Source organism: Streptomyces sp. NPDC026500, from assembly GCF_055567635.1.
The window spans coordinates 84,393-96,466 of the sequence record NZ_JBVHQB010000028.1 but is presented as its reverse complement, the minus strand read 5'-3'; the positions used below and the strand labels follow the sequence as shown (position 1 = coordinate 96,466).

At 71.5% G+C, this 12,074-nt stretch carries 10 protein-coding genes; 5 read left to right on the top strand and 5 right to left on the bottom strand.

All coding sequences use genetic code 11. The features are described 5' to 3' along the window. Window positions 1–253: 253 nt before the first annotated feature. Window positions 254–1,558, top strand: coding sequence for an MDR family MFS transporter (locus tag ACZ4N5_RS36605; RefSeq protein WP_467761342.1), 1,305 nt, complete (start codon window positions 254–256; stop codon window positions 1,556–1,558). 257 nt (window positions 1,559–1,815) lie between these two features. Here ACZ4N5_RS36605 and ACZ4N5_RS36600 read toward each other — a convergent pair whose 3' ends face one another. Beyond that, window positions 1,816–2,268, bottom strand: a complete 453-nt coding sequence (locus ACZ4N5_RS36600; protein WP_467761341.1) for a DUF2000 family protein — start codon at window positions 2,266–2,268, stop codon at window positions 1,816–1,818. A gap of 49 nt (window positions 2,269–2,317) precedes the next feature. On the opposite strand from ACZ4N5_RS36600, the gene ACZ4N5_RS36595 reads away from it, so the two are divergent. Next, entirely contained in the window at window positions 2,318–3,109 is a 792-nt protein-coding gene (locus tag ACZ4N5_RS36595) for a helix-turn-helix transcriptional regulator (protein WP_467761340.1), read from the top strand. A gap of 36 nt (window positions 3,110–3,145) precedes the next feature. On the opposite strand, the gene ACZ4N5_RS36590 is transcribed toward ACZ4N5_RS36595, so the two are convergent. The 3 genes from ACZ4N5_RS36590 to mshA form a co-directional block, all read right to left on the bottom strand. Then, a complete protein-coding gene (locus tag ACZ4N5_RS36590) occupies window positions 3,146–4,906 on the bottom strand; it encodes a glycosyl hydrolase family 28-related protein (RefSeq protein ID WP_467761339.1) in 1,761 nt (586 codons plus the stop codon). 152 nt (window positions 4,907–5,058) lie between these two features. Beyond that, complete coding sequence (locus ACZ4N5_RS36585; RefSeq protein ID WP_467761338.1) at window positions 5,059–5,550, bottom strand: type III secretion system chaperone family protein; 492 nt, start codon at window positions 5,548–5,550, stop codon at window positions 5,059–5,061. Window positions 5,551–5,784: 234 nt separating this feature from the next. Then, the gene (gene mshA, locus ACZ4N5_RS36580; RefSeq protein ID WP_467761337.1) at window positions 5,785–7,122 is read right to left on the bottom strand and encodes a D-inositol-3-phosphate glycosyltransferase; all 1,338 of its coding nucleotides are present in this window, start codon (window positions 7,120–7,122) and stop codon (window positions 5,785–5,787) included. A 268-nt stretch (window positions 7,123–7,390) separates the two neighbouring features. On the opposite strand from mshA, the gene ACZ4N5_RS36575 reads away from it, so the two are divergent. The 3 genes from ACZ4N5_RS36575 to ACZ4N5_RS36565 all read left to right on the top strand — a co-directional run bounded on the left by ACZ4N5_RS36575 (window position 7,391) and on the right by ACZ4N5_RS36565 (window position 11,408). Continuing rightward, window positions 7,391–8,239: a class I SAM-dependent methyltransferase gene (locus tag ACZ4N5_RS36575; RefSeq protein ID WP_467761336.1), complete on the top strand. Its 849-nt coding sequence runs from the start codon at window positions 7,391–7,393 to the stop codon at window positions 8,237–8,239. 422 nt (window positions 8,240–8,661) lie between these two features. Beyond that, window positions 8,662–9,753, top strand: a complete 1,092-nt coding sequence (locus ACZ4N5_RS36570) for a C40 family peptidase (RefSeq protein ID WP_467761335.1) — start codon at window positions 8,662–8,664, stop codon at window positions 9,751–9,753. 326 nt (window positions 9,754–10,079) lie between these two features. Beyond that, complete coding sequence (locus ACZ4N5_RS36565; protein WP_467761334.1) at window positions 10,080–11,408, top strand: PP2C family protein-serine/threonine phosphatase; 1,329 nt, start codon at window positions 10,080–10,082, stop codon at window positions 11,406–11,408. Window positions 11,409–11,727: 319 nt separating this feature from the next. Here the strand turns inward: ACZ4N5_RS36565 and ACZ4N5_RS36560 are convergent, their stop codons facing one another. Further along, complete coding sequence (locus ACZ4N5_RS36560) at window positions 11,728–12,063, bottom strand: DUF2516 family protein (RefSeq protein ID WP_467761333.1); 336 nt, start codon at window positions 12,061–12,063, stop codon at window positions 11,728–11,730. Window positions 12,064–12,074 lie beyond the last annotated feature (11 nt).

Sequence of the window (12,074 nt, the reverse complement as noted above, 5' to 3'; positions counted from 1 at the left end):
CGGCTGGCTGCACACCTACAATCACCACCGCGGACACACCGCGCTCGCAGGCAAACCACCCGCCAGCCGCGTCCCCAACCTCACAGGGCAATACACCTAGGCCATCAGTCGGACACGGGAACCCCCACCTCGCCGCTCCTGCCTCTCTTCGACGTCCTTCAGTTGACGGCATCTGTTAATTGAGTGGCCCTCCGAGGCAGCCCGCTCGTAAGTTGTGCTCACCGCCCGAGCCGCTTACATCCGTGGGGGATCCATGCCAGCCGCCGTCCTGAGACGTGCCGTCCGGGAGACCGTCTCAGGGCTCCCCCGTGAGTTCTGGTGGCTGTGGACCAGCACACTCATCAACCGGCTCGGGGCCTTCGTCGCCACCTTCATGGCGCTGTACCTGACCCTCGACCGCGGCTACTCCGCCTCGTACGCCGGCCTGGTCGCGTCCCTGCACGGCCTCGGCGGCGTCGTCTCCTCGCTCGCCGCCGGAGTGATGACCGACCGGTTCGGCCGGCGACCCACGCTGCTCGTCGCGCAGGTGTCGACGGCCGGCTCGGTCGCGCTGCTCGGCTTCATGCACGACCCGGTGGCCATCGCCTCGGTCGCCTTCCTGGTCGGCATGGCCAGCAACGCCTCCCGGCCCGCCGTGCAGGCGATGATGGCCGACATCGTCCGGCCCGAGGACCGCGTCCGCGCCTTCTCCCTCAACTACTGGGCCATCAACCTCGGTTTCGCCGTCTCCTCGATGGGCGCCGGCTTCATCGCCGAGTTCAGCTACCTCGCGGGCTTCCTCATCGAGGCCGGCATGACCCTCGTCTGCGCGCTCGTCGTCTTCGCGAAGCTCCCGGAGTCCAGGCCCGTACAGGTCGCCAAGGAGACGGAACCCGCGGTCGGGCTCGGGACCGTACTGCGCGACGGACGGTTCATGAGCGTCGTCGGGCTGTCGTTCCTCGTCGCCCTCGTCTTCCAGCAGGGCTCCGTCGGACTGCCGGTCGCCATGGGCAGGGCCGGTTTCACCCCGGCCGACTACGGCACGGCGATCGCCGTCAACGGCGTGATGATCGTCGCGCTCCAGATCCCGGTCACCCGTTTCATCGAGCACCGGGACCCCAAGCGGCTGCTCGTGCTCTCGTCGCTGCTCGCCGGGTACGGGTTCGGGCTCACCGTCTTCGCCGGGTCGGTCGGGGTCTTCACGCTCACTGTCTGCGTGTGGACCCTCGCAGAGATCGTCAACGCCCCGACGCAGACCGGCCTCGTCGTCCGCCTCTCCCCCGTCCACGGCCGCGGCCGCTACCAAGGCATGTACACCCTGTCGTGGGCCCTGGCCGCGCTCATCGCCCCGGTGATGTCCGGCGTCGTCATCGACCGCTTCGGCGCGGCCTGGCTCTGGGGCCTGTGCGCGGTGGTCGGCACGGCGGCGGGGCTCGGGTACGGGCTGCTCATGCGACGGCTCCCGGCCGAGGAGTCGGTGCGGGAGTCGTCCCAGGGCCCGGCCCCACTGGTCGAGGCCGGCCCCGCCCCGATGGAGCCGGCCGCCCCGGCGCCCCACGCGGAGGCCACCCCTGCCTGAGGTCGCCCCGGCCTCAGATCACCCTGGCCTCACGTCACCCCGGCTTGAGGTCGCCCCGGCCTCACGTCACCCTGGCCTCAGATCACCCTGGCCTCACGTCACCCCGGCCTGAGGTCGCCCCGGCCTCACGTCACCCAGGCATCAGATCGCCCTGGCCTCACGTCACCCAGGCCGGAGGTCGCCCCGGCCTTCTCAAGACCTGGGTCCACCCCGGCCTCCCAAGAGCGGGGCCGGGGTGGTCCTGGTCCCGCCACCGCTCACGGATGCATCCGCGCTCCCTTCACCACCTTGTCCACCGCGTTCCGCGGCCCGTACACCGCGATTCCCACGAGGTCCAGCTCACCGGTCGGCACGGCCCGTACCGCCGCGCGGTTGTCACGGTCGTTGCCCGTGGTGAACAGGTCCGACGTGAACACCGCTCGCGGCAGCGCCCGGGACAGTGCGCGGCCGTGGGCGGCGGTCAGCGTCTCCTTCGATGCCTCGAAGACCAGCACGGGCTGCCGGAACATCGGGAGGTAGGAGACCCCGTCGGCGTCCTCGTACGGCTCCCCGATCACCTCGGAGACCGCCATCCCCAGGCCGCTGACGAGGAAGGCGGTCACATTGAGCCGCTGCCAGGGCTCCAGGTCGTCACGCAGGACGACGGCGATCTTGGTGTCGAAGCGGACGGGTACGTCGACCGAGGGGCTCATGTCGCTCTCGCTGCTCATGCGAGAAGACTGCCGACCGGCGTGCACCGTCGTCTTGTACGTTCTTTGCATGGCCCCCCAGCGTGAGATGTCCGCGTGGCGCCCGAGTGTCCCGGGCATCGTCGAGGTCTTCCACGCGCACTACACCGAGTACGCGTACCCGATGCACGTGCACGAGGCCTGGACCCTGCTGATCGTCGACGACGGCGCCGTCCGCTACGACCTCGACCGCCATGAGCACGGCACCCCGCACGACACGGTGTCGCTGCTGCCGCCGCACATCCCGCACAACGGCGCTCCCGCCACCGAGCACGGCTTCCGCAAGCGGGTCCTCTACCTCGACGGCTCGCGCCTGGCCGACGACCTCATCGGGCCGGCGGTGGACGGGCCCGATCTGGCGGATCCGGTACTGCGGCGCCGGGTCGGACAGTTGCACACGGCGCTCGCGCATCCCGGGGACGAACTGGAGGCCGACAGCAGGCTGACGCTGATCGCGGACCGGCTGCGCGGCCTGCTGCGCCCCTGGTCGGCCGCGGAGCCCCCGCTCGCCGACCGGCCGCTCGCCCACCGGCTGCGCGAGCTCCTCGACGAACGGCTGGTCGAGGGGATCGCCCTCGACGAGGCCGCGCGGCTCGTGCACGCCCACCCCGCGCACCTGGTCCGGGCGTTCAGCGGCGCGTTCGGCATCGCCCCGCACCAGTACCTGATGTCCCGCCGCGTGGACCGCGCCCGCCGCCTGCTGCTCGACGGACGGCCACCGGGGGAGGTGGCCGCCGCGACCGGCTTCTACGACCAGTCCCATCTCACCCGCCATTTCCGGCGGTTGGTGGGGGTGACCCCGGGCCGGTACGCACGGTCGTGAGCCGGCGGCGGACCGCTCGGGAGTCGTGGGCGGGGTCTAGAGGTCGCGCTGGGCCTCGTACAGATTGCGTGGCCGTACGACGTCCGTCGTCCCGTACAGCTCCAGCCGGGAATGCAGGTCCCCGGTGAAGTCGGGTACGTCGATCTGGTCGAACTCGGTGACCTCGTTGACGCCGACGGTGGCGCTGTACGGGGCGAGGCCGTCGATCTTCATCAGGCCCGCCCGGCCGTTGGTGACCCGGATGTTCCAGTGGGTGAAGCGCGCGCCGAACAGGGGTCCGGCGGAGGCGTCGCCGCCGTGCCGGCCGTCGTTGTCGACGGTGATGTCGGTGCGGACGTTCGCGAAGGGCAGTCCGCGGTGTGAGTCGAAGGTGCCCATCCGCATGTCGCCGCGCGACCAGACGTTGTACGAGGACAGGCCCTCGACGTTGATGCCGTGCAGCTGGGTTCCGGCGGGCGCGGGGACGGTGCGTTCCTCGACCGTGAAGTCCTCGATCAGGTTGTCGTGCGAGCCCTCGCGGCAGAAGTACGGGTGGTGCGAGCCGCGTCCGGCGACGGTCGTACGGCGCAGGGTGCAGGCGGAGGCGGCGACGAGACCGAATCCGTTGTCGACGTGGCGGACCGTGACGTCGTCCACCCAGCAGTCGTAGGCGCACTGGAGGACGACGCCGTTGTAGCCCTTGTCGAGGAGGTGCGGGGACTGCGGTGTCTCCACCGCCTCCAGGGTCAGCCCCTCCACCCCCGAGCCCGTCAGCTCCTCGACGTGCGTGGTCAGCCGCGGGTCCCACTCCGGGCGTACGTCGAGCGGGAGGGGGCGTTCGAGGGTCACCCGGCGGCCGCGCACGCGCGCGATGCGGACGGGCCACTCGTAGGGGACGTACGAGGTCAGTTTGGTCTTGTCGTCCCAGAAGTACGCCTCGGGTCCGGGTCCGCCGCCCGACATGTGCTCCAGGAGAGTGTGGTCGGCGTCGTCGGCGAGGCGGAGGAGGACGAGCGTGCCGGGGCGCAGCTCCGAGGCGTCCGCGACGGTCACCGTCCAGGATCCCTGGCGTGCGGGCTCGACGGTCGTGAGCGTCTGCCAGGCGTCGCGTGCGTTGCCGGTCCAGCCCTCGAAGGGCCACGCCTTGGCCCTGATGGCGGCGACGAGGGAGTCCCAACGGGCCGTGGGGGCGAGCCAGATGAGGCCGCCGGCCCAGGACCAGGAAGACTTGTCGCCGCCGTAACGGGATCCGTAGACACCGATGAGCTCGGTGAGGTTCTTGGTCGCGTACAGCTTCGTACGGCCACTGCCGGCGCCCCGGAGGACCACGTTCGAGTGGCCGATGTGGATCAGGTCGTCGATGCGGAACGTCCCGGGAGGGATGGTGACCGTGCCACCGCCGGCCCTTCCGGCAGCGGCGATGGCACGGTTGATCGCGGGAGCGCAGTCCGTCGTTCCGTCGGCGGCGACGGCGCCGTGGTCACGGATGTCGGCCACGACGGGGCGGCGGGGGAAGCGCGCCGCCCCGAGGCGCGATCCGGATCGGCCGACGTACGGGATCTGCGGGTGGGTGAACGGGGAGTGGGTGAACTCGTGCCAGAGCGCCGGGACTTCGCCCGGCCGGGAGAGCGTGCCCGACGTGTCCCCGGATGCCGCGACGGCCGTCCCCCGCACGGGTGACGTCGGTGCCGCCGTGGCCGCGGGCGATGCGGCCGCCGTCGTGGCCGCCGCGCCGGTCACCGCGCCGGCCACCACGGCCGTGGCGCTGCCGAGCAGGGCCCGCCTGGTGATCCCCGTGTACCGGTTCCTGTCGGTCATGCCCGTCCGCCCTTCCCTGTGGCTCTCATGCGGCCTCCATGCGACTCTTCATGGATGTGAACGACGTTCAGATCTGCGTCGGCGGCGAGCATGCCACGCGGACCTCGGGCGGGGAAGGGGTCGCGCAATGCCTAATTACTGGATGGCAAGGGTCAGTTGGCGGGGCGCTGAGTCAGATGCGTGAACGCGTCCAGATTGCGCGTCGACTCGCCGCGGGACACCCGCCAGGCGTACTCCTTGCGGATCGCGGAGGCGAAACCGAGTTCCAGGAGCGTGTTGAAGGAGCCGTCGGCCGCTTCGAGGACGGACCCGAGGAGACGGTCCACCTCCTCCGGGGTGACGGCGGTCAGCGGCAGTTTGCCGACCAGGTAGACGTCACCGAGGGAGTCGACAGCGTAGGCGACCCCGTAGAGCTTGAGATTGCGCTCCAGGAGCCAGCGGTGGACCGCTTCGTGGTTCTCGTCGGGGTGGCGGATCACGAAGGCGTTCAGCGACAGCGAATGCTTGCCGACGATCAGCGAGACCGTCGTCGAGAGCTTGCGGGTGCCGGGCAGTTTCACGACGTACGAGCCCGCCCCGGGACTCTCCCACTCCAGCTCGGCCTCGGTGAGGACCCGCTCGATGATCGACGCCGCGTCAGCCATGAGGCGAGCGTACTTGACCCGCGTCGGGGGTGACGCGCCGGTCAGAGGTGGTGCATCCGCGTTCGCCTGGCGCAGGGGTCGGGCGGTGGGGCGGCCGTGCCGGGGTGACGCCTGGTAGGCCGTCAGACGTGGGGTGCGCGCGTGAGGCGTACCGCGCGGGTCGGACGCGGGACCACCGCCAGACGTGGGGTGCCCGCGGCAGGCGTACCGCGCCGGTCGGACGCGGGGCCGCCGTCAGGCGTGGTGTGCTCGTACCCGGCGTCGGTGGTCCTGCGTCGCAGCCGTGTACACGTCCGCCGTCGCCGCCGCCGCGGTGTCCCAGCCGAAGTGCTCCGCGTGCCGCGCCGCGGCGGCACCCATGCGGTCCACGAGAGTCTCGTCGTCGGCGAATTCGCGCAGCACGCGCGCGTAGTCGGCGGGATGGTGGCCGGGGACGAGGAACCCGGTCTCCTGGTGGCGCACGGCCACCGGCAGGCCTCCGACCTCGGCCGCGAGCACCGGCGTACCGGCCGCCTGTGCCTCGATGGCGACCAGCCCGAAGGACTCGTTGTACGAGGGCATGACCAGCACCGAAGCGGCCCGGAACCAGTCCGCGAGCTGGTCCTGCCCGACGGGCGGCCGGAACCGCACGACATCGGCGATGCCCAGCCGCGCGGCCAGCTTCTGGAGCCCTTCGGGCTTGGCGAGCCCGCTGCCGCTCGGACCGCCCACCACGGGGACGACGATCCTGGCGCGCAGCTCCGGCCGCTCGTCGAGCAGCACGGCGACCGCGCGCAGCAGCACGTCGGGGGCCTTCAGCGGCTGTATGCGGCCCGCGAAGAGAGGGATCAGGGCGTCCTGCGGGAGGCCGAGCCGGGCGCGGGCGGCGGCGCGGCCGTCGGCGGGCCGGAAGCGGTCGAGGTTGACGCCCGGGTGGACGACGGCGACCTTGCCGGCCGCCGCCCCGTAGTGGCGTACGAGCTCGTCGGCCTCCTCCGCGGTGTTCGCGATGAGGCGGTCGGCGGCGCGCACGATCTGGGTCTCGCCGATGACGCGGGCGGCGGGCTCGGGAGTGTCGCCCTCGGCCAGCGCCGCGTTCTTGACCTTGGCCATGGTGTGCATCGCGTGCACCAGGGGCGCGCCCCAGCGCTCGGCGGCCAGCCAGCCCACATGGCCGGAGAGCCAGTAGTGCGAGTGCACGAGGTCGTAGTAGCCGGGGCGGTGACCGGCCCAGGCCTGCATGACGCCGTGGGTGAACGCGCACAGCTGGGCCGGGAGGTCTTCCTTGGCGAGGCCTTCGTAGGGACCGGCGTCGACGTGCCGGACGAGGACGCCGGGAGCCAGCTCGACGGTCGGCGGGAGTGCCGCGGTGGTGGCCCGCGTGAAGATCTCGACCTCGATGTTGATCGCGGCGAGCCGCTGGGCGAGTTCGACGATGTATACGTTCATCCCGCCCGCGTCGCCCGTGCCGGGCTGGTGCAGGGGTGAGGTGTGCACGGAGAGCATCGCCACGCGACGGGGCCTGCGGTGCAGCCTGAGCCGTGAGGGTGCCGCCGGTGAGCGACGCCCGAGCCTGCTGACGTACTGGCTCACGTGGCGTTCCTCCTCGCTGCGGGCATGCCGGTCGGAGGACGTGTCACGCCCTCCAGGAGGTGGAACGCCGGAGGTGTCCGCTCCATTTCCTCTTTGCCGAATCATTACCGCCGATCGCTCAACCGTTCGATCTCGATGTGCGTCTGCTTCCCTGGCCGCCGGGGTTCCGCGAAGGCCGCCACCGGGGTTTTCCACAGCGGGCCGGGGTCGGCCGCGGGTTGTCCACAGGGGCGCCCGGTCCCCGCCGGGGCCGCCTACTCTCGTACGCATGACAACCCGCGCAGCGTCCCTCCCCCACTCTCGGCTTCGCTCGAGCGCGGGCACCCCCATCGTGGGTACGGTGACGCGCGGGACGACGAATCCCAATCGCCTGCGCCGCATGGACCGCTGGATCGCGGCGGTGCACGGCGCCGAACTCCGCAGGACGCCGGAGCCGGTGGCGGTCGACCTCGGCTACGGCGCCGCGCCCTGGACCGCGGTCGAGCTGCTGACCCGTCTGCGCCCCGCCGCACCCCGCACCCATGTCTTCGGCATCGAGATCGAACCGGCCCGGGTCGCCGCCGCCCGCCCTTACGAACGCGAGGGCCTCGCCTTCCGGCACGGCGGCTTCGAGGTCCCGGTGCCGGGCCGGCCGCAGCTGATCCGGGCGGCGAACGTACTGCGCCAGTACGACGAGGAGCAGGTCGCCGAGGTCTGGCGGCGGCTCTGCGGGCGGCTCGCACCGGCGGACCACGGCTCCCGGGGCGGACTGCTCGTCGAGGGCACCTGCGACGAGATCGGCCGCCGGCACGTCTGGGTCGCCCTCGGCCCTGAAGGCCCGCGCACGGTCACCTTCGCCACCCGGCTCGGCTCGCTCGACCGCCCGTCCGACCTGGCCGAGCGGCTGCCGAAGGCCCTCATCCACCGCAATGTCCCGGGCGAGCCCGTGCACACCTTCCTCCGCGACTTCGACCGCGCGTGGGCTGCCGCCGCGCCGTACGCCGCGTACGGCGCGCGGCAGCGCTGGATACGCACGGTCCGCGACCTGACGGCCGACTGGCCGGTCACGGACGGGATCAACCGCTGGCGCCAAGGCGAAGTGACCGTGCGCTGGGAGGCGTTGGCGCCCCGCACCTGACGGGGTTCCGCGCGCGCCCGACGGGCCACGACGGCGGCCGGCGCCGGGACGGACCGAATCGACCCGGAAGAGCACGAGCCGATCGGCCGGAAGCGCATGAGCCGAACGACCCGGGTCCGCCGAACCGACCGCCCGGGTCCGCCGAACCGACCGGACCTGGTGCGCCGAACCGACCGGCCCGAGCGGCCGGGAGGCAACCAGCGCGTGACCTGCGGGGAACGATCTCGGTGAGTCGCACGTCACACACGCGGGGGGATGAGATCGTCATGCCGAAGCAGGCCTGGGGGAAGGGAGTTCCTGGCCGCCTCGCATGCGAGGGGAAGGGAGTTCTTGCCCGGCTCTGTCGCATTGCGCGCCGACATGGCACGATCCCCCAGGCGTTCCGTATGTTACTGACGGTAAATCAGCTTGGGGGCAGAGTAATGGGATCCGGCAAGCGGAGCCTGACCACGGCGGCCATGGCCCTGGCCTGCGCATGTGCCTGCGTGGTACTGGCGTCACCAGGGACGGCCTACGCGAGCCCGGCACCGAAACCGGCGCCGACCAGAACCCCCACGGCGACCCCGACTCCCGTGAGCAACAAGGACCTTGAAGCGGTCCGCGTGAAGCTCGACAAGCTGTACCACGACGCGGCGGTCGCCACGGACGCGTACAACGCCGCCCAGGAGAAGGCCGAGAAGCAGTCCGCCGAGATCGTCGATCTGGCCCAGGAGATCGTCAAGGGTCAGGCGAAGCTCGACGAGCTGAAGGACCGCGCGGGTGCCGCGGCCCGTGCGCAGTACCGGGGCGGCGGGCTGCCGCCCGAGGCGCGCCTGTGGCTGAGCGACGACCCGCAGGAGTTCCTCGACGGCGCGGGACGGGTGCGGCAGGGCGAGCACGCCACCAAGGGGCTGCTCGACGAGATGGCGCGCACCCAGCAGGACTTGCAGTTGTACGCGAAGGACGCCTCCGCGCAGTGGCGGAAGCTGGAGGCCGACCGCGACGCCAGGGCCGAGGCCAAGAAGAAGATCAAGCAGCGGATCTCCGAGGCCGAGAAGCTGGAGTCGCGGCTGGAGAAGAAGGAGAAGGAGCGGCTGGCGAAGCTGGAGGAGGAGGCCGCGTACCAGGCGCAGTCGACCTGGCTGAGCTCCGGTGTCCTCGCGGACATCAAGAGCGACGCGTCCGAACAGGGCAGGAAGGCCGTGAAGTTCGCGACCGACCAGATCGGCAAGCCGTACGAATGGGGCGCCGAGGGCCCGAAGACGTTCGACTGCTCGGGGCTCACCTCACAGGCCTGGGCGGCCGCCGGTCACCCCATCCCCCGCACCTCGCAGGAGCAGTGGAAGCAGCTCAAGCACGTCGACATCAAGGACATGCGCCCCGGCGACCTGATCATCTACTTCGACGACGCCAGCCATGTCGGGATGTACATAGGGGACGGCGCGATCGTGCACGCCCCGCGCCCCGGACGCACGGTGACGATCACAGGGGCGGGTTCGATGCGGATCCTGGGCGTCGTACGACCGGACGCCTGAGGCCCCGCGCAATACGTCACAAAGGGTGCCCGACACCGCGAACCACGGGAGGCGTCACGCGTCACGGGACGCGCGTGACGCACCGCACGTGACGTACCGCACGGTTGCCCCGCCCTCACAACCCCGGGGACGTGACCTTCGTCATCCCCCACGGAACCGCATCCTGTCCAAATGCGTTACGGGATGCGGCATATGACGGTGGCCCTTTGCCGGGCACCGCGCCGTTCGCCATTCCGTTGCGGCACCGGCGGGCGCTATGGTCCCCGTCGGTGGGTCGAGGTCCTTCGCCCCACCACGCCCTCGGGGGGAGGGAAGGAACCCAGACGATGCCCGTACCCGTACCGCGGCAGAGAGCGATCCCGGCCGTGGAAAGTGGTCAGGCTCAAGCCGTGTTCTCACCCGGCGGCCCATCCGGAGACATCGCCGGCGGCCCCGCCGGAACAGCACCGGAAGCCCGCACCACGACCCCGATCGCCGGCACCACCAACCTGACTCTCCTGGTCATCGAAGACGACCCGGCGGGTTCGCTCGGTGTGCCCGAAATGCTCGACGCGGCAGGCAAGCCGATCCGGATCCGTACCGCCCGCAACCTCACCGAGGCCGAGCGGCTGCTCACCGACGACGTCCACTGCATCCTGCTCGACCTCGCGCTGCCCGCGCCGGGCCGGGCGGCGGACAGCGCCGACGAGCTGGCGACGCTCAAGCACGTACTGCGGCTCGCGCCCGGGCACGCCGTTCTCGCGCTCACCGCGTCCGGTGACGCCGAGCGCGGCGCCGAGGCGGTGCGCGTCGGCGCCCAGGACTACCTCTTCCGCGACGAGCTGGACAGCCGGCTGCTGAGCCGCGCGATCCGCTACGCGGTGGAGAGGAAACGTTCCGACAAGGCCGAGCGACGGCTCACCGAGTCCAAACTGCGCGCCCAGGAGAACGCCCGTCTGGAGCGCGGTCTGCTGCCGACCCCGCTGCTGGAGGGCTCCCCGCTGCGCTTCGCCGCGCGCTATCGTCCGGGCCGCTCCCGCGCGCTGCTCGGCGGCGATTTCTACGACACCGTGCGCACGGCCGACGGCACGGTGCACGCGATGATCGGCGACGTCTGCGGGCACGGGCCCGACGAGGCGGCGCTCGGTGTGGAACTGCGCATCGCCTGGCGCGCGCTGACGTTCGCGGGCCTGTGCGGCGACGAACTCCTGTCCACGCTGCAACAGGTCCTGGAGCACGAGCGCGAGAACGACGAGATCTTCGCGACGCTGTGCACCGTGGACATCGCGCCGGACGGGCGCCGCGCCGGGCTCTGCCTCGCCGGTCACCCGTCGCCGCTGATCGTCCGTCCGGGCCGGCCCGCCGGACTGCTGCCCTACGAGAACAACGGCCCCGCGCTCGGCCTGCTCCCGAACGCCCGCTGGCCGCGCATGCAGGTGGAACTGGGTGCCGCGTGGAGCCTGATGCTCTACACCGACGGTCTGATCGAGGGCCACACCGGCGTGGGCAACGAACGCCTGGGCCTCGACGGCATGGTGGAGATGGTCCGCCGCCAGCTCGCCCAGGGACTCCAGGGCGAGGAGCTGCTGCGCGCGGCGGTGAACGAGGCGCGCGAACTCAACGGCGGGGAGCTGGCGGACGACGTGGCGGTACTGCTCCTGGACAGGACGCCGTAGCGTCCGACTCCGCCGCCTCCGGGGTCCGCTCGCGTGCGGGTGGGTCCGGTGGGTGGGTCCGCTCGCGAGCTGGTGGATCCCGGTGGGTGGGTCCGGTTGGACGGGTCGGTACATCCCGGTCCGTCGCCGCTGGATCAGACCTGTGCGAACTGCCGCTCGATCCGGACATAAGCGACGGACATTCGGGATGCACCGGTACGGCACGGCCCCTCCCGCGTGCGGACGGCCGCGGGTGGTTCGTGGCTCGGGGTGCGGGCCGCCGTGTCTCGGGCGGTGCGCCATTCAGCCGGTCGGCGTGTCTCGGGCCGATCGGGGTGGCTTACCGACCGCCGTTGTAGGGGCCGTAAGGGCCGTCACTGCTTCCGCCGCGGTGGCCCCGGCCGCCGCCGGAGACCTGGCGCAGGGCGGGACGGACGTCGACGAAGAAGACGATCGTGGCGATCAGGCCCGCGATCTGCAGGAAAAGCATCGGCACCAGCAGGTTCACGGCCACGGTGACGCCGAGGATGATCAGCCAGAACATCTTGTTCTGCTTGTCGGCGGCTCGGTAGGCGTCCTCGCGGGCGACCGCGGCCATCACCAGCGCCACCACGGCGAGCACGAGCATGGCTGTGAAGATCAGCCACATCAGACCGCCGAATGCCGTCATCAGCACAATGCCCACCG